This window comes from Micromonospora noduli, from assembly GCF_003264475.1.
Classification (GTDB): Bacteria; Actinomycetota; Actinomycetes; order Mycobacteriales; family Micromonosporaceae; genus Micromonospora; species Micromonospora noduli.
This window is the reverse complement of the sequence record NZ_PYAC01000009.1, coordinates 77,508-94,034: the sequence shown is the minus strand read 5'-3', so window position 1 is coordinate 94,034 and position 16,527 is coordinate 77,508. Positions and strand designations below refer to the sequence as shown.

General features: G+C 72.8%; 19 protein-coding genes. 18 read left to right on the top strand and 1 reads right to left on the bottom strand.

Annotated elements, in window-relative coordinates; genetic code table 11:
- The first annotated feature begins 39 nt into the window (after positions 1–39).
- The 14 genes from ftsZ to MED15_RS12910 all read left to right on the top strand — a co-directional run bounded on the left by ftsZ (position 40) and on the right by MED15_RS12910 (position 12,624).
- Positions 40–1,155, top strand: coding sequence for a cell division protein FtsZ (gene ftsZ, locus MED15_RS12975; protein WP_091407710.1), 1,116 nt, complete (start codon positions 40–42; stop codon positions 1,153–1,155).
- Positions 1,156–1,164: 9 nt separating this feature from the next.
- Positions 1,165–1,908 carry a YggS family pyridoxal phosphate-dependent enzyme gene (locus MED15_RS12970; RefSeq protein WP_112700068.1) on the top strand — a complete coding sequence of 248 codons (744 nt, stop codon included), beginning with the start codon at positions 1,165–1,167 and terminating at the stop codon, positions 1,906–1,908.
- A gap of 191 nt (positions 1,909–2,099) precedes the next feature.
- Positions 2,100–2,792 carry a cell division protein SepF gene (locus MED15_RS12965; protein WP_112582744.1) on the top strand — a complete coding sequence of 231 codons (693 nt, stop codon included), beginning with the start codon at positions 2,100–2,102 and terminating at the stop codon, positions 2,790–2,792.
- A 30-nt stretch (positions 2,793–2,822) separates the two neighbouring features.
- Entirely contained in the window at positions 2,823–3,128 is a 306-nt protein-coding gene (locus MED15_RS12960; protein WP_030334503.1) for a YggT family protein, read from the top strand.
- Positions 3,129–3,172: 44 nt separating this feature from the next.
- A complete protein-coding gene (locus MED15_RS12955) occupies positions 3,173–3,982 on the top strand; it encodes a DivIVA domain-containing protein (RefSeq protein WP_036411965.1) in 810 nt (269 codons plus the stop codon).
- An 80-nt stretch (positions 3,983–4,062) separates the two neighbouring features.
- A complete protein-coding gene (locus tag MED15_RS12950; RefSeq protein ID WP_112603523.1) occupies positions 4,063–4,794 on the top strand; it encodes a hypothetical protein in 732 nt (243 codons plus the stop codon).
- A gap of 10 nt (positions 4,795–4,804) precedes the next feature.
- Complete coding sequence (locus MED15_RS12945) at positions 4,805–5,110, top strand: DUF167 domain-containing protein (RefSeq protein WP_112582742.1); 306 nt, start codon at positions 4,805–4,807, stop codon at positions 5,108–5,110.
- A gap of 22 nt (positions 5,111–5,132) precedes the next feature.
- On the top strand, positions 5,133–6,632 hold the full coding sequence (locus MED15_RS12940) for a potassium/proton antiporter (protein ID WP_112582741.1): 1,500 nt from the start codon (positions 5,133–5,135) through the stop codon (positions 6,630–6,632).
- Positions 6,633–6,857: 225 nt separating this feature from the next.
- Positions 6,858–7,277 carry a TraR/DksA family transcriptional regulator gene (locus MED15_RS12935; protein ID WP_091407724.1) on the top strand — a complete coding sequence of 140 codons (420 nt, stop codon included), beginning with the start codon at positions 6,858–6,860 and terminating at the stop codon, positions 7,275–7,277.
- Positions 7,278–7,341: 64 nt separating this feature from the next.
- Positions 7,342–7,959, top strand: a complete 618-nt coding sequence (gene lspA / locus MED15_RS12930; RefSeq protein ID WP_112603533.1) for a signal peptidase II — start codon at positions 7,342–7,344, stop codon at positions 7,957–7,959.
- A complete protein-coding gene (locus MED15_RS12925) occupies positions 7,956–8,900 on the top strand; it encodes an RluA family pseudouridine synthase (RefSeq protein WP_112700067.1) in 945 nt (314 codons plus the stop codon). The genes lspA and MED15_RS12925 overlap by 4 nt, the downstream gene beginning before the upstream one ends.
- Positions 8,901–8,942: 42 nt before the next feature.
- Positions 8,943–9,974: a hypothetical protein gene (locus MED15_RS12920; protein WP_112582740.1), complete on the top strand. Its 1,032-nt coding sequence runs from the start codon at positions 8,943–8,945 to the stop codon at positions 9,972–9,974.
- Positions 9,975–10,069: 95 nt separating this feature from the next.
- Positions 10,070–11,737 carry a MinD/ParA family ATP-binding protein gene (locus tag MED15_RS12915; RefSeq protein ID WP_425271079.1) on the top strand — a complete coding sequence of 556 codons (1,668 nt, stop codon included), beginning with the start codon at positions 10,070–10,072 and terminating at the stop codon, positions 11,735–11,737.
- Positions 11,738–11,793: 56 nt separating this feature from the next.
- On the top strand, positions 11,794–12,624 hold the full coding sequence (locus tag MED15_RS12910) for a DUF2567 domain-containing protein (protein ID WP_112603515.1): 831 nt from the start codon (positions 11,794–11,796) through the stop codon (positions 12,622–12,624).
- On the opposite strand, the gene MED15_RS12905 is transcribed toward MED15_RS12910, so the two are convergent.
- Positions 12,539–13,237: an LON peptidase substrate-binding domain-containing protein gene (locus MED15_RS12905; protein WP_112582737.1), complete on the bottom strand. Its 699-nt coding sequence runs from the start codon at positions 13,235–13,237 to the stop codon at positions 12,539–12,541. The genes MED15_RS12910 and MED15_RS12905 overlap by 86 nt on opposite strands.
- Before the next feature lie 106 nt (positions 13,238–13,343).
- On the opposite strand from MED15_RS12905, the gene hisD reads away from it, so the two are divergent.
- Genes hisD through MED15_RS33450 form a run of 4 tightly spaced genes read left to right on the top strand, consistent with a single transcriptional unit; the run spans position 13,344 to position 16,517 of the window.
- On the top strand, positions 13,344–14,669 hold the full coding sequence (gene hisD / locus MED15_RS12900; RefSeq protein ID WP_112582736.1) for a histidinol dehydrogenase: 1,326 nt from the start codon (positions 13,344–13,346) through the stop codon (positions 14,667–14,669).
- Positions 14,666–15,739, top strand: coding sequence for a histidinol-phosphate transaminase (locus MED15_RS12895; protein WP_112582735.1), 1,074 nt, complete (start codon positions 14,666–14,668; stop codon positions 15,737–15,739). The genes hisD and MED15_RS12895 overlap by 4 nt, the downstream gene beginning before the upstream one ends.
- Positions 15,736–16,347 carry an imidazoleglycerol-phosphate dehydratase HisB gene (hisB, locus tag MED15_RS12890; protein WP_030334475.1) on the top strand — a complete coding sequence of 204 codons (612 nt, stop codon included), beginning with the start codon at positions 15,736–15,738 and terminating at the stop codon, positions 16,345–16,347. The genes MED15_RS12895 and hisB overlap by 4 nt, the downstream gene beginning before the upstream one ends.
- Positions 16,347–16,517 carry a hypothetical protein gene (locus MED15_RS33450; RefSeq protein ID WP_167362522.1) on the top strand — a complete coding sequence of 57 codons (171 nt, stop codon included), beginning with the start codon at positions 16,347–16,349 and terminating at the stop codon, positions 16,515–16,517. Before hisB ends, MED15_RS33450 begins: the two co-directional genes overlap by 1 nt.
- Positions 16,518–16,527: the final 10 nt, after the last annotated feature.

Genomic DNA, 16,527 nt, shown 5'->3' with positions numbered 1-16,527 from the left:
CCGGTCGGCCGAAGCCAATCTCGAAGGAAAGGACCGGAGATGACACCTCCGCACAACTACCTGGCGGTCATCAAGGTCGTCGGCATCGGGGGCGGCGGCGTCAACGCCGTCAACCGGATGATCGAGGTTGGGCTCAAGGGCGTCGAGTTCATCGCGATCAACACCGATGCGCAGGCGCTGCTGATGAGCGACGCCGACGTCAAGCTCGACGTCGGCCGGGAGCTGACCCGTGGCCTGGGGGCCGGGGCCAACCCGGACGTCGGGAAGAACGCCGCCGAGGACCACCGCGACGAGATCGAGGAGGTGCTCAAGGGCGCCGACATGGTCTTCGTGACCTGCGGCGAGGGCGGCGGCACCGGCACCGGCGGCGCGCCCGTGGTGGCCAACATCGCCCGCAAGCTCGGCGCGCTGACCATCGGCGTCGTGACCCGGCCGTTCTCCTTCGAGGGCAAGCGCCGCCAGGTGCAGGCCGAGACGGGGATAGACGAGCTCCGCAACCAGTGCGACACGCTGATCGTCATCCCGAACGACCGGCTGCTGGCCCTGGGCGACCGCAACATCAGCATGATGGACGCGTTCCGCACGGCCGACCAGGTGCTGCTCTCGGGTGTGCAGGGCATCACCGACCTGATCACCACCCCGGGTCTGATCAACCTGGACTTCGCCGACGTCAAGAGCGTGATGAGCGGCGCCGGCAGCGCGTTGATGGGCATCGGCAGCGCCCGCGGCGAGAACCGCGCGGTCGAGGCGGCCGAGGCGGCCATCTCCAGCCCGCTGCTGGAGCAGAGCATGGACGGCGCGCGGGGCGTGCTGCTCTCCATCGCCGGCGGCTCCGACCTGGGCCTGTTCGAGATCAATGACGCCGCCCAGCTGGTCACCGACGCGGCCCACCCGGACGCCAACATCATCTTCGGTGCGGTCATCGACGACGCGCTCGGTGACGAGGTGCGGGTGACGGTCATCGCGGCGGGCTTCGACGGCGGCACGCCCGCGTACAAGGCGGCCGAGCCGACCCGCAAGACCAACACCAACCAGCCGGCACCGCAGAGCACCCCGGCGCCGGCGCCGGCCACCAACCCGGCTCCGGCCCAGTCGCCGCGTCGCGTGCTCTTCGACGACGTGGACGTTCCCGACTTCCTCAAGAACGGGTCCTGAGCACCGCCGATGACCGACAGCTCAGCCACGGTACGACCAGATCGGCACGCCGAACTCGCTGCCGGTCTGGCCCAGGTTCGGACCCGGATCGATGACGCCTGCGCGCAGGCCGGGCGGGACCGCGCCGAGGTCACGATGATCGCGGTGACGAAGACCTACCCGGCCAGCGACGTGTTGGCGCTGGCCGGGCTCGGGGTGACCGACATGGGGGAGAACCGCGACCAGGAGGCAGCCGGCAAGGCCGCCGAGGTGACTGCCGCCGGGGTGCGTCCCCGCTGGCACTTCATCGGCCAGTTGCAGCGCAACAAGGCCCGCTCGGTGGTCCGCTACGCCGACGTGGTGCACTCCGTCGACAGTGTCCGGCTGGCCCGGGCGTTGGCCACCGCCACCGCCGACCGGCGGGAGCCGCTCGACGCTCTGGTCCAGGTGAGCATCGACGGCGACGCGGCCCGGGGCGGAGCCCTGCCCGGCTCGGCGGATCCGGCCGCCGGTCTGGAGCCGGTGGCCGAGGCGGTGGCCGACGCGCCGGGGTTGCGTCTGGTCGGTCTCATGGCGGTCGCTCCGCTGGGGTGGGAGCCGGAGCGGGCGTTCGCCCGGCTCGCGGAGGTGGCCGACGCGTTCAGGGCTGTCCATCCGGGAGCCACCGCGTTGTCCGCCGGTATGAGCGGAGATTTCGAAATCGCGATCCGTTACGGCGCGACACATGTCCGCGTCGGTAGCGCGTTGCTCGGAATGCGTCCCACGCTGCGGTAGCCTGACCGCGAGACAAGCAAATTACATCAGTGTTGTTTCAGGGGCGGGCGTCTCCTAGTCGGGGGTCGTGGCGCGCGACGCGAATCGCGCGCCGGGGGATTGCCGTTCCGGTCCGATGGGCATGGTTGTCCACTCGCGACGGGCGACATGGCACGGGGGCGCGTGCCGCACGGCGGACGGAAGGGCGCGGGATGGGTGCACTGCGCAAGGCGGGGGTCTGGCTCGGTCTGGTCGAAGAAGACGACGAGCGGGCCTACGACGACGGTGGCTACGAAAAGGGTGGCTACCGCGACTCGCGTTACCGGCAGAGCCGGTACGCCGAGGAGTTCGCCGACGACGACGAGGACGACGCCGAGGAGCCGCCGGCTCCCCGGCCGCGCGACAGCGGGCGGGGTCGACTCTCCGACCGGTCGAGCGGGCGGTTGGGCGAGTCCGAACGCGGTGACGGTGAGCGGCCGGAGCGGATCGAGCGGTCCAGCGTCCGGTCGATCACCCGCTCGTCGGCGGGCGAGACCTCCGGTGCGTTGACCTACCACACTCGGGACAACCTGGCCCTCGCGCCGCAGGTCACGTCGCGCGAGCGGGCCCTTCCCGAGGAGGAGCAGCGTTACCAGATCACCACGCTGCACCCCACCACCTACCGGGAGGCGCGCACCATCGGTGAGCACTTCCGCGACGGGGTCCCGGTGATCATCAATCTCACCGAGATGGATGAGGCCGATGCCCGCCGTCTGGTGGACTTCGCCGCCGGACTGGCGTTCGGCCTGCGCGGTACGATCGAGCGCGTGACCAATCGGGTGTTCCTGCTCTCACCGGCTAACGTCCAGGTCACCGCAGAGGACAAAGCCAAGATCGCTGAGGGCGGCTTTTTCAGTCTGAGTTGATCCCGCCCGACCCGAGGGACGTCGCTGACCGTGTTGTCGATCTTACTGCAAGTGTTGTACCTGATCCTTTATGTCTTCCTGCTCCTTCTTCTGTCCCGGTTCGTGTTGAGCGCCGTCCTGCAGTACGGCCGTCGCTGGCAACCGGGGCGTGGAGCATCGGCAGGATTGGAATCCGTGTGGAGCGTCACTGATCCCCCTCTCAACGCGTTGAGGCGTGTGATCCCTCCGCTGCGAATTGGTACCGTGAGCATCGACCTGGCCTCCCTTGTGCTCCTGGTTATCCTGTTCGTGCTGATGGAGTTCGTGTTAGGGCCGTCGATCAGGGCATCTGCCTGATGACCGACGCGCTTTCGCGGCCGCAACTGACCCGAGGAGTTTCGATGCCGCTGACCCCGGCCGACGTCCACAACGTCGCCTTCAAAAAGCCGCCGATCGGCAAACGGGGGTATGACGAGGAGGAGGTCGACGCCTTCCTGGATGAGGTCGAGCGCGAGCTCGCCCGTCTCATCGAGGAGAACAACGAGCTGCGCGCCCAGGTGGAGCGCGGCGGCCGTGGCGGTGCCCCCGCCGGCCCCGGCGGCGACGCCCGACTCGCGGCGGAGCTCAACGATGTCAAGGCCCAACTGGACCGGGTGCAGCGCGACAAGTCGGCGGCCGAGCAGGCTGCCCGCGCGATGCAGGCCGAGCTGGAGCAGGTCCGCGCGACCGGCGGCCCGGCCGGCGGCGTCACCGGTGACGGTGAGCAGCAGGCCCTGCGCGTGCTGATGATGGCCCAGCGCACCGCCGACGACCACGTGTCCGACGCTCGCCGCGAGGCCGACCAGCTGTTGTCCGAGGCTCGCAGCAAGGCCGAGGAGGTGACCCGGGAGGCGCGCGCCAAGGCTGACGCCCTTGAGCGGGACGCCCGCCAGCGGCACCAGGAGGCCATGGGCGGCCTGGACGCCAAGCGCACGGCGCTGCAGAAGCACATCGAGGAGCTCAAGCAGTTCGAGCGCGAGTACCGCACCCGGCTCAAGGCGTACCTGGAGAGCCAGCTGCGTGACCTCGACGGTCGTGGCCAGGGCCTCGAGGCCGAGATGACCCGCTCCGAAGCTGGCCGGGTCGCCGGCGGCAACGGGCTGGCCGCAGCGGGTCTCGCTGGTTCGTACGGCGGCGGCGGGCGCTCCGGCGCCCTCGAAGCCGGACGCTGAGCACCGGCCGGCGATCGCTGTCCGCCAATGGTGACGGTCGCCGGCCCAGCCTGGACGGTTCGACGCGGCGGGGGTGAGCCGTGATAGTCGCAAGTCTTCTGCTCATCCTCGTCGCGGTGGTGCTACTGGTGCTCGGCCTGGCCGGTGGCTCCAGCTTCTTGTTGGTCATCTCCATCGCGGCCAGTCTGCTGGCCGCCGTGGCGTTGGTGGTGGGCGCCCGCCAGGCAGCCGCCAACCGCGCCATGGCGGATCCCGGCCGGACCGACCGGCAGCACCCCGACGCGCCCCGCACGGCCAGCCAGGCCACACCGGGTGTCGCGTACGGGCCGCCGCTGGTCGAGCCGGAGGTTCCGGTCCAGCATGTGCCTTCGACGTTTGGTACCGGCGGCACCGGGTGGCGGCAACCACCCGAGCCGCCGGTCGATGAGGCGTCGCCGGTCGACGCGCCGCACGTCGATGACGCGTCGCCGTTGGTGAGTGCGGCGGACGGGGCACCCGCGCGGGCCCGGCCGGTCAGCCCGGCGTCGCCGATCGCGGCGTCGGCCGACGACGTGTTCGACCCGGCGGTCGCGGCGGTCGACGAGCCGGCCGCCCAGCAGATCACGGCCGCCGAGGCGGCCCGGGTGGCCCGACTGCTCGACGCCGTCGAGGTCGTCGACGGCCGCCCCCGTTACCACCTGGACGGCTGCCCCCACCTGATCGGCTGGCAGCCCGAGACGTTGCCGGTCGCCGAGGCCGTGGAACTCGGCTTCACCCCGTGCGCGCACTGCGCGCCGGCGACCGCTCTCCTCGCCGACGCCCGGCCGATCTGAAGCGGCCCCGGTGCCCGCGCAGGACACGCTCACCGTGGCGGTACGGGTGAAGCCCGGCGCCTCCCGGGACCGGGTGGGTGGCCGCTTCGACGGCCCGCACGGGCCCGCCCTCGTGATCGCGGTCCACGACCCGGCCGTCGACGGTCGGGCCACCGAGGCCGCCCGCCGGGCGTTGGCCGGCGCGTTGGGCGTCCGACCGGCCGCCGTGTCACTTCGTGCCGGCGCGGCCAGCCGGGACAAGCTCTTCCTCGTCGATCGACCCGGCCCGGAGTTGCCCGAGGTGCTGCGCCGCCTGCGCGACGGATCCGCCGAGTGAGGACAGCCCAGGCAAGGCAGCCGTGACGCCCGGGTTGGATATCGCGCTGCTGCTCGGTGCGGCAGTGCTGCTGGTCGCTGTCGGCGCGGTGCGACTGTCCACCCGGCTCGGCGTGCCCAGCCTCCTGGTCTACCTGGCGTTGGGCGTGGCGATCGGCGAGGGCGGGCTGGGCATCCGTTTCGACGACGTCGAGCTGACCCGGACCCTCGGCTTCTGCGCGCTGATCGTGATCATCGCGGAGGGCGGCCTCACCGCCCGGTGGACCACGCTGCGTCCGGTGCTCGGGCTGGCCTCCGCGCTCTCCACGGTCGGCGTGATCGTCAGCATCGTGGTGGTCGGCGTCGCCGTGCACCTGCTGCTGGGGTTGGACTGGCGGTTGGCGCTGCTCTACGGCGCGGTGCTCTCGTCCACCGACGCGGCGGCCGTCTTCGCCACCCTGCGCCGACTGCGGTTGCCGCCCCGGCTGGTGGCGACCCTGGAGGCCGAGTCGGGGATGAACGACGCCCCGGTGGTGCTGCTGGTGGTGCTGCTGTCCCACGAGGGCTTCTCGCACCCGTGGTGGTACGAGGCCGCGCTGGTCTGCTACGAGCTGGGCGTCGGCGCGGCGGTGGGCGTGGCCGCGGGCGTCGCCGGCACCTGGGCGCTGCGCCGGGCGGCGCTGCCCTCGGCCGGGCTCTACCCGATCGCCGCGGTGGGCATCACAGTGCTGGCGTACGCCGCGGGGGCGGTTCTGCACGCCTCGGGCTTCCTCGCCGTCTATGTGGCAGGGGTGCTGCTGGGCAACGCCCGCCTGTCGCACCGGCAGGCGATTCTCGGTTTCGCGGACGGGCTGGCCTGGCTCGCCCAGATCGGGTTGTTCGTGCTGCTCGGGTTGCTGGCCTCGCCGGGCCGGCTGGACGCGGCGGTGCTGCCCGCGGTGGTCGCCGGGCTGGCTCTGGTGCTCCTGGCCCGACCGTTGTCGGTGGCCGTCTCGGCGTTGCCGTTCCGGGTCGGCCTTCGAGAACAGGCGTTTCTGTCCTGGGCCGGGCTGCGCGGCGCGGTGCCGATCGTGCTGGCCACCATTCCGCTCTCCGAGCGGGTGCCCGGCGCGGAGCGGCTCTTCGACGTGGTCTTCGTGCTGGTGGTGATCTTCACGCTGGTGCAGACCGGGACGCTGGGGTCGTTCGCCCGCCGGTTGCGGGTGACCGCGCCGGCCGAGGCCGCCGAGATCCACGTGGAGACCGCGCCGCTGGAGCGAATGCGGGCGGACCTGCTCCAGGTGGAGGTGCCACCGGGCTCACGGCTGGCCGGCGTGCACGTCGACGAGTTGCGCCTTCCGCTGGGCGCGTCGGTGACCCTGGTGCTGCGCGACGGCGTGGGCTTCGTGCCCGCACCGGACACCCGGTTGAAGACCGGCGACAGTCTGCTGATCGTGGCGACCGCCGGGGTGCGGGACGCGGCGGAACGGCGGTTGCGGGCGGTCAGTCGGCGGGGTCGTCTGGCCCGATGGTTTGGTGAGTACGGGGATGAGGTGCCCAATTGATCTGCTAGCGTTCCCTTTGCCCCAGTTAGGCAGGGCTAGGGGCTGTTAAACGGTGCGACGGTGCGGCACGTTGTCGGACGCCTGTACGTTCCGTATTCTTGCCAACCTCCGGAGTGCGCGGCCATCGTCGCCGTGCGCCCCTTTTCGTACATAGGGGACGCCCTGGTCGGCGCCCCCTGTCCAGGCGCCGCGGACCGCGCGGTTCCCCGGCCGAGGGAGCGACCCATGGCGAAGCCATCCGACACCAGGACCGCCGGGCGCAAGCCGGTGGCGAAGGCCACCCGCAGCACGGCGGAGACCGAGAAGATCCGGGCCGCGCTGGCGGCGCGTCGGGACGAGCTTCGTGCCGAGTACGATCAGACGCTGAGTGAGATCACCGAGCTGCAGCGCGATCGGCTGACCGACTCGGCCGGGGACGACCAGGCCGACACGGGCACCAAGACGCTCGAGCGGGAGCAGGAGATCTCTCTCGCCAACAGCATTCTGGAACGGATCACGCAGGTGGAGCGCGCTCTGGAGCGCCTCGACGAGGGTGGTTACGGCTGGTGCGAGCGGTGCGGCAACCCGATCCCGGTCGAGCGCCTCGCCGCCTTCCCGTCGGCCACCCTGTGTGTGACGTGCAAGCAGCTGGAGGAGCGGCGCTGAGGTCCGTTCCCCGGCGGCGATGAGACGGTGAGTGATCACCGCCAAGACTGTCGATGGGGAGCGCATGACCGCAGTACCGTCCGCCGAACCCGGCCGCACCGATCCGGGCGGCGGCACGCGCCGGCCCCGGGCCGTCGCGATTCTCGCCGGAGTCGCCCTGGTGGCCCTGCTGGCCGACCTGGTCACCAAGCACCTCGCGCTGGCCGCGCTGACCGACCGGGAGCCGGTCCGGCTGCTCGGCGGGTTCGTCTACCTGAGCCTGACCCGCAACAGCGGCGCGGCCTGGAGCATCGGCTCGGACCACACCTGGGTCTTCCCACTGATCACCATCGGTGTGGTCGGCTGGATCGTCTGGATGGCACTGCGGCTGCGCTCGTTGCCCTGGGCGATCTCGCTCGGCCTGGTGCTCGGCGGCGCGTTGGGCAACCTCGTCGACCGGATCTTCCGGGCGCCGTCTCCGTTCCACGGGCACGTGGTGGACATGATCAGCCTCTTCGATCCGTACGGTCAGGTCTGGCCGGTGTTCAACCTGGCCGACAGTTCGCTGGTCTGCGGCGTGCTGCTGGCGGTCCTGTTGGAGCTGACCGGCCGTCAGCGTGACGGCCGGCGGGCGGGGCGCGACGGCGACCCGGCCACGACGGACGCCGCCGCATCGGGCGCCGAGCAGCGGGAGCGGGCATGACCTCCGCGTTCGCCGCTGGCGGCGACCACCGTTCCCTTCCGGTTCCGGACGGCCTCGACGGCATGCGCCTGGACCAGGCCGTGTCCCGCCTGTTCGGGCTCTCCCGCACCGCCGCCGCGGCCCTGGTCGACGCCGGGGACGCGCTGGTCGACGGCTCCACCCGGCCCAACTCGCACAAGGTCAAGGCCGGCTCCTGGCTGGACGTCACGCTGCCCGCCCCGGTCGCACCGCCGACTGTGGTGCCGCAGGCGGTGCCCGGCCTGCGGGTCGTCTACGCCGACGACGACATCGTCGTGGTCGACAAGCCGGTCGGGGTGGCCGCGCACCCGAGCCCCGGGTGGACCGGGCCGACGGTGATCGGCGCGCTCGCCGCGATCGGGCACCGCATCTCCACCAGTGGCGCCGCCGAGCGCCAGGGCGTGGTGCACCGGCTCGACGTGGGCACCACCGGGATCATGGTGGTGGCCAAGAGCGAGCAGGCGTACACGGCGTTGAAGCGGGCCTTCAAGTACCGCGAGGTCGACAAGGGCTACCACGCGGTGGTGCAGGGCCACCTGGACCCGCTGCGCGGCACCGTTGACGCGCCGATCGACAGGCACCCCACCCACGACTACCGCTGGGCGGTGGTCTCCGGCGGCAAGCCGAGCATCACCCACTACGACACCCTGGAGGCGTTCCCGGCGGCGAGCCTGGTCGACGTCCGGTTGGAGACCGGCCGGACGCACCAGATCCGGGTGCACTTCTCCACCATGCGGCACCCCTGTGTGGGTGACCTCACCTACGGCGCCGATCCCACCCTCTCGGCCCGTCTCGGCCTGGCCCGACAGTGGCTGCACGCCCGCGAACTGAGCTTTCTGCACCCCCGAACGGGGGACGAGGTCCGGTTCGTCAGCGACTACCCTGACGACCTGGACCGTGCGCTTCAGATCCTGCGTGACTGAGCGGCGACCGCCCGACACCGTTCCACAGAGGGGATCCCGCCCGTGCGCGCCGGCAACCTGCTGCGGCAGCTGGACCAGCGGTTGCTGCCGCCGCTGACCCGGGCCGTGGCCCGGCTGGGTGACCGGTCGGCGCGCTCCGGCGTGCTCAGTTGGGCCGCGGTGCTCTCCGCGGCGGCGGTGTTGGGCACCGCCGTCTGGGCCGTCGACGACACTCCGGTCGGCGACCGGACTGTCGGCGAGGTGACCCGGGTCGGTGTTGCCGACGGCGACTCCGTCCCCGGCTACCTGCGGTCCGCCGCGGCCGACCTGGCCGCGCTGCCCGCATCCGCCCCGGCGGCCGAGGACGGGACGTACGCGCTGGTCACGCTCGACGCGTACCTGCCTCCGCAGCGGCTGGCGACGGTGCTCGGCGACGTCGGGGTCTCGACCGTCTTCGGGCGGGTTCCGCTGCCCGGCCGGCAGACCGAGATCGTCAAGATCCCCGCGCTGCGGGTGCCCGACGACGTGGTCGCCGGGATGGAACAGGTGGCGGCCCGCAAGGAGACCGAGGCCGCCGACTACCGGGCCAGGGCCGCCGCGGTCGACGGCGACGGGGTGGGCGAGCGGGAGTTGCGGGAGCAGTACGCCAGCGGCGCCGAGGTGGCCGCCGCCGAGGCGGCCGCGTACCGCACCGGCTGCGCCTGCGTCTACGCGGCGGTGGTTCGCGCGACGCCGGTGGCGCTGCGCGGTGTCGCGGCCCGGCCGGATGTACGGGCGGTCGACCCCGCCCCCGAGGTGTACCGGCTGGACCGGACGGTCTTCACGCCGCCCCTGCCCGAGCAGCGTGACGTGGTGCGCCCGCCGGTCGACACCGGGCCGAGCCCCGCACCGACCCGGTCCGAGCGGCCAGCGCCGGTGATCAGTGCACCGGCGCCGTCGCCCCCCGTGGGCGAATCGTCGGAACCTGCACCAGTCGTGACCATTCCGTCACCCGAACCGTCGAAGCCGGAGCCCACCGAGTCGGCGCCGCCGAGTGTCACCACCTCGCCGGACGCCATCCTCACCGAGCCGTCGCCGCCACCGCCGTCGTCGTGATCTGCACCGGCTGGTGTGCGCTCTGAGGTGTGGTCCGAATAGGGTTGGGTTCGTAGCCTGTCAGACAGAGATCGATGGCGCTGGGAGGGCGGGCCGTGGAGGGCAGTGAGACCGGCTGGGGCCGGCCGGCCGAACCAGCGCCGCGGTGGCGCGCGCTGTTGGACCGTGCCCGGCTGGGCGGTCGCGGCGCGGAGCAGACCGAGCCGGAGCGGCGCGGCGAGGAACCGCCGCCGGACCCGCTGCCACGGCGTGCGGCCCCCAACGGCTACGCCGGGCGGGCACCCGCCATCGGGCATCCGGCCGACCTGTCGTACGGAGCGGAGCCCGGTTACCGGGCCGAGGCGACCTACCGCGTCGACCCCGCGTACCGGGCCGAGCCCGCGTACCGGGCCGAGCCGGACTACCGGGCCGAGCCCGCGTACCGGACCGAGCCGGGTTATCGGGCCGAGCCGGACTATCGAGCGGAGCCGGCGTACCGGACCGAGCAGCCGGACTACCGCGCTGAGCCCGGCTACCGGGCCGAGCCGGGCTACCGCCCTGAGCCGGACTACCTCGCCACGCCCGGCTACCGGGCCGAGCCGGACTATCGGGCTGACCCGGGTTACCGGGCCGAGCCGGACCACCGGGCCGAGCCGACGTACCGGGCCGAGCCCGAGCCGCCGGCACGCGGCCCCGACCCGGTCCCGTCGCGCTACGCGTTGCTGGACAACGGCTACCGACCGGGCGACCCGCCGGTGGAATCGCGGTACGCCCTGCTGGAGACCGGTTACCAGCCGGAGACCGGCTACCCGGCCGCCGCGCCACCGCCCCCGCCGGTCGCCCCATCGCCTGCGCCGCCGGTCGCCGTGCCAGTCACGCCGCCCGTCCCGCCACCACCCGCCCCGGCGGTCGGCTCGGCGGTCGCCGAACGTGCCTACCCGACCCGGATCGAATGGCGCCCACCGGCCGTTGACCAGGAGCAGGAGCGCGCCAACGGAGTGCTCCAACGCGACCTGGGCACGCCCCGGGTGTTCGCCTTCGCCAACCCCAAGGGCGGGGTGCACAAGACGACCGCCACCGTGCTCGCCGCGGCGACGGTCGGCAGCGTCCGCGGCAAGGGCGTGCTGGCCTGGGACGACAACGAGCTGCGTGGCACCCTCGGCCTGCGCGCCGGCAGCGCCCGGCACGCCCGGACGATCCGGCACCTGATCAGCGACCTGGCCCAGATCGAGATCCTGGAGGGCGCGACCCTGCTGGACCGGCTGGACGACTACCTGCGGCACGCCTCCGACGGCTCGTACGACGTGCTGGCCGGCGAGGAGAGCCCGCGCTTCGCCCAGCGACTGGACCAGTTCACCGTCCGACGGGTGCTGGAGCTGCTGCGGCGCACCCACGACGTGGTCTGCGTGGACACCGGCAACAACGTGGAGAGCCCCAACTGGCGCACCGTGATGCAGGCCGCCGACCAGCTGGTGGTGACCACAGTGCCCCGGGAGGACGCGGCGTTCAGCGCGGACTGGATGCTCGACCTGCTGCACGAGGAGGGCATGGGCGAGTTGGCGGACAACGCGATCACCCTCATCTCCTGCCCGACCCCGGGTCGCTCGACGCTCCAGGACGACCTGGAGCGGCACTTCGCCACCCGTACCCGGGGCGTGGCCGTCGTCCCGTACGACCCGGCTCTGGAGACCGGGTCGTCGATCGAGTACCACCAGCTCCAGCCGGAGACGCGGCAGGCGTGGCTGCGGGCCGCGGCGATGATGGTGGAGCCGTTCGCCCGGTGAGCTGGACTGCCGCCACCGGAGCCCCGACCGTGCACCGGGCCTGAGAGGATCATCGGGTGAGCCCGGACAACCCCGACCGTGAGCGGCCCGTCGACGAGCCCGACCAACCCGCGCCACCCCGTACGCCGGACGCGAAACCGGCGGAGGTCGACCCGTCGGCCGGGACCGCGCCGGGCGAGTTCGGTCCGGGCCAACCGCCGGCCTCGGCGGCGTACCAGAGCTCGCTGGAGCTTCGGTTCGACGAACCGCGTCGTCCGCTGCGTGCCCTGGCGACGGTGCTTGGCGCCGTGCTCGCGCTGGCCGCGCTGGGTGTGCCGCTCGGGCTGCTCTGGGCCGCGCTCGCGCCGGACACCCCGGTACTCAAGACCGCCGAGGGGGCGATCTACGCCGAGCCGCAACCGGAGCAGCCGATCGCCGCCGACGGGTGGTTCAGCCTGCTCGGGCTCGCCTTCGGGCTGCTCGTGGCGCTCACCCTGTGGTTCGTGCTGCGTCGGCGGCGCGGCCCGGTCGGGTTGCTCGCCGCGGTGCTCGGCACCCTGGCCGCCGCGCCGGTGGCCTGGCAGGTGGGACGGCGGATCGGTCTGGGCACCTTCGACCGACTGCTGGCGACCGCCCCGGCCGGACAGGCCTTCAGCAAACCCGCCGACCTGCGGGCCGGTGGAGTGGACTGGCTGCTCGGCGTGCTGCCGGTGCCGCACGGCAACCTGCTGCTGCCGGCGTTCGGGGCCGCGGTCATGTACACCCTGCTGGCCGGCTGGTCGCGGTGGCCGGGGCTACGCCCGGAGCCCGAGCCGGGGGATTTCAGTTGGGTGTCGGCGGGGACGCCAGCTCCGACAGCGGCACCGGAACCGCCCGCACCTGACGCAGCAGAGCCGCCTCGCGGTTGAGCAACCGCAGCTCGGCGCGGAGCCGGGAGGCGGTGTCGTCGATCGCCAGCAGCCGTTGCCGGTCGTCGACGGTGAGCGCCGCGGTCGCCGCCACCAGGTGTGAGAGCACTGTCGGGTCCTCCGGCAACTGCTCGGAGATCTCCTCCGGGTCGGACCGGATCAGGCCGAGGTACTGCCGGAACACCGCGATCACCCGGGCGGCCAGCAGGTCGGCCACCTCGTCCGGGCCGCCCGGGTCGGGCAGCCACTCGACGTCGGCGGTCAGGTAGGGCTCGGCGCTGTCGTCGACCTCGGCGATGCGGAACCGGCGGCGGCCGACCGTGACGATGTCGAAACCGCCGTCGGCCAACTCGGTCACCTGGCGCAGCTCGGCGGTGCAGCCCACCTCGTGCAGCGTCACCTCGCCGACGCTCGACGTGGCCGGGGCGCCGGCGGGCGCGACCTCCCAGCCGGCCTGGATGGCCACCACGCCGAACTCGCGCGGGGCACCCTCGGGCAGGCCGACCAGGTGCCGGACCAGCGCCCGGTAGCGCTCCTCGAAGATGTGCAGCGGCAGCACCAACCCGGGAAAGAGCACCGTTGCGAGCGGGAACACCGGCAGCCGTGCGGTCACATGGTCGAGCCTAACCAATCTCGGCACCGGGGGCGTGGCCCGGCTCACCGTCCCGGCGGACGGGCGGCTCGGGTGGACGTCGAGCCGGCCGCCTAGACTCGCAAGGGTGCTGAATCGGATCGACCTGCGCGACGGTCTCGGTGACCCGCGCCGCCTGCTGCCCCGTGCCCAGCTCGACGTGTCCGTCGCCGTCGAGCGCATCCGGCCCCTGGTGGAGGCGGTCCGTGAGCATGGGTACCCAGCGATCCGGGAGGCCAGCGTTCGGTTCGACGGCATCTCCCCCGAGGTGCTGCGGGTGCCGGTCGAAGCGATCACCGAGGCGGAGGGGGTGCTCGACCCGGCGGTGCGTGCCGCGCTGCTGGAGTCCATCGCCCGGGCCCGTCGGGTCCACGCCGACCAGCGGCGCACCGACCACACCACGAAGGTGGTGCCCGGCGGCACTGTCACCGAGCGGTGGCTGCCAGTCGACCGGGTCGGCCTCTACGTGCCCGGTGGCCTGGCGATGTACCCGTCGACAGTGGTGATGAACGTGGTGCCCGCCCAGGCGGCCGGGGTGCGCTCGCTGGTGGTGGCCAGCCCGCCGCAGAAGGACAACGGCGGCCTGCCCGATCCCCGCGTGCTCGCCGCGTGCGCGCTGCTCGGCGTCGACGAGGTCTACGCCGTGGGCGGGGCCCAGGCGGTGGCGATGCTGGCGTACGGCGCGGCGGTGGACCCGGCGGGGGAGCTGCGGTGCGACCCCGTCGACCTGATCACGGGCCCCGGCAACATCTGGGTGACCGCCGCCAAGCGGCTGCTGCGCGGCGTGGTCGGCATCGACGCCGAGGCGGGGCCGACCGAGATCGCCATCCTGGCCGACGACACCGCCGACCCGGCGCACGTGGCCGCCGACCTGATCAGTCAGGCCGAGCACGACCCGCTGGCCGCGAGCGTGCTGGTCACCCCGTCGGTGGCGCTGGTCGAGGCGGTCGAGGCGGAGTTGGCCCGGCAGGTTCCGGCGACCAAGCACACCGAGCGGGTCACCACGGCGCTGACCGGTGAGCAGAGCGGCGTGGTCCTGGTCGACGACCTCGAGGCGGGGCTGCGGGTGGTCGACGCGTACGCGGCCGAGCACCTGGAGATCCAGACGGTGGACGCCCGGGAGTGGGCGCTGCGGGTCCGCAACGCCGGAGCGATCTTCGTGGGCGCCTGGTCGCCGGTGTCGCTCGGCGACTACTGCGCCGGCTCCAACCACGTGTTGCCCACCGGCGGCTGCGCCCGGCACTCCTCCGGCCTGTCCGTGCAGTCCTTCCTGCGCGGCGTGCACCTGATCGAATACACCGAGGCAGCGCTGCGCGAGGTGGCCCCGCACGTGGTCACGCTGGCCAACGTGGAGGACCTGCCCGCGCACGGCCAGGCTGTCCAGGCCCGTTTCCCGGTAGGAGGACCGGCGTGACCAGCCTGGACGATCTGCCGATCCGGGCCGACCTGCGGGGGCTGTCGCCGTACGGGGCGCCGCAGTTGGACGTGCCGGTGCGGCTCAACACCAACGAGAATTCCCACCCGGTGCCGGAGCCGGTGGTCGAGGCCATCGGCAAGGCGCTCGCGGCCGAGCTGCGCGAGCTGAACCGCTACCCGGACCGGGACGCGGTGGCGCTCCGCGCCGACCTGGCCGAATATCTGGGGCACGGCCTCACCGTCGAGCAGGTGTGGGCGGCCAACGGCTCCAACGAGATCCAGCAGCAGCTGCTCCAGGCGTTCGGCGGGCCGGGGCGCACCGCGCTCGGCTTCGTTCCGGCGTACTCGATGCACCCGCTGCTGGCCCTCGGCACCAGCACCCGGTGGGTGCCCGCCGCGCGCGGCGTCGACTTCGGGTTGACCGCCGAGGAGGCGGTCGTCCAGGTCCGCGAGCACCGGCCGGACGTTGTCTTCCTCTGCTCGCCGAACAACCCCACCGGCACGGCACTGGACCCGGCGGTGATCGCCGCGGTGCTCGACGTCGCGCCCGGCATGGTGGTCGTCGACGAGGCGTACGCCGAGTTCGCCCGACCCGGGACGGTCAGCGCCCTCGCGGTGCTGCCCGGCCACCCACGGCTGGTGGTCACCCGGACGATGAGCAAGGCGTTCGGCTTCGCCGGTGGCCGGCTGGGTTACCTGGCGGCCGACCCGGCGGTGGTGCGGGCGGTGCAGCTCGTCCGTTTGCCGTACCATCTCTCCGCGCTCACCCAGGCCGCCGCACGCGCGGCGGTGGCCCACCGCGACGCCCTTCTCGGTACGGTGAGCGCGATCATGGCGCAGCGGGACCGGATCGTGGCGACGCTGCGCGAGCGGGGGTTGCGGGTCGCCGACAGCGACGCCAACTTCGTGCTCTTCGAGGTGGGCGGCGACCAGACCGTCGTCTGGAACGCCCTGCTGGCGCAGGGGGTGCTGGTCCGTGACGTCGGCCTGCCCGGCTGGCTGCGGGTGACCGCCGGCACCGCCGCCGAGACCGACGCCTTCCTTTCTGCAATGGAGACTTCGCAATGAGTCGGACCGCCCGGGTGGAACGGATCACCAAGGAGACCAAGGTCCTCGTCGAGATCGATCTCGACGGCACCGGTGCCGCCGAGATCAGCACCGGCGTCGGCTTCTACGACCACATGCTGCACCAGATCGCCCGGCACGGCGGCTTCGACCTGACTGTGCGCACCGTGGGTGACCTGGAGATTGACGCGCACCACACGATCGAGGACACCGCGCTCGCCCTGGGTGCGGCGTTCGACCAGGCACTGGGCGACAAGGCCGGCATCCGGCGGTACGGCTCGGCGACCGTGCCGATGGACGAGGTGCTGGTCCGGGCCGCGGTGGACCTCTCCGGTCGGCCGTACGTGGTGCACGACGAGCCGGTGCTCGCCCCCTACATCGGGCCGGTGTACGCGACCAGCATGACCCGGCACATCTGGGAGTCCTTCGGCCAGGCGGCCCGTGTCACGCTGCACGTCGACGTGCTGCGGGCGGCCCGGCCGGGTGGTCACCCGGACGCGCACCACGTGGTGGAGGCGCAGTTCAAGGCGGTCTCCCGCGCGTTGCGCGAGGCCACCTCGATCGACCCGCGTTCCGCCGGAGCGATCCCGAGCACGAAGGGCGCGCTCTGATGGGTGCCGCGTTGCCGACGTTGCTGCTGATTCTGGCCGGAGTGCTGGTGGGCGGCACCTGGTCGCTCTACCGGCAGGGCGCGCCGAAGGCCGCCGTGCTGATCACCGCGGCGCTCGCGGTGCTCGCCACGGTCGCCGGGGTGCTGCGGCTGCTGCCGGAGAACGGGTGATCGGGGTGAC

What these genes read in the sequence shown, in the direction of transcription:
- MED15_RS33450 (WP_167362522.1), top strand. Translation starts at nt 16,347, where the DNA reads ATGGGTGCCGCGTTGCCGACGTTGCTGCTGATTCTGGCCGGAGTGCTG.
- MED15_RS12970 (WP_112700068.1), top strand. Translation starts at nt 1,165, where the DNA reads ATGACCGACAGCTCAGCCACGGTACGACCAGATCGGCACGCCGAACTC.
- MED15_RS12925 (WP_112700067.1), top strand. Translation starts at nt 7,956, where the DNA reads ATGACCTCCGCGTTCGCCGCTGGCGGCGACCACCGTTCCCTTCCGGTT.
- lspA (WP_112603533.1), top strand. Translation starts at nt 7,342, where the DNA reads ATGACCGCAGTACCGTCCGCCGAACCCGGCCGCACCGATCCGGGCGGC.
- hisB (WP_030334475.1), top strand. Translation starts at nt 15,736, where the DNA reads ATGAGTCGGACCGCCCGGGTGGAACGGATCACCAAGGAGACCAAGGTC.
- ftsZ (WP_091407710.1), top strand. Translation starts at nt 40, where the DNA reads ATGACACCTCCGCACAACTACCTGGCGGTCATCAAGGTCGTCGGCATC.
- MED15_RS12955 (WP_036411965.1), top strand. Translation starts at nt 3,173, where the DNA reads ATGCCGCTGACCCCGGCCGACGTCCACAACGTCGCCTTCAAAAAGCCG.
- MED15_RS12935 (WP_091407724.1), top strand. Translation starts at nt 6,858, where the DNA reads ATGGCGAAGCCATCCGACACCAGGACCGCCGGGCGCAAGCCGGTGGCG.
- MED15_RS12965 (WP_112582744.1), top strand. Translation starts at nt 2,100, where the DNA reads ATGGGTGCACTGCGCAAGGCGGGGGTCTGGCTCGGTCTGGTCGAAGAA.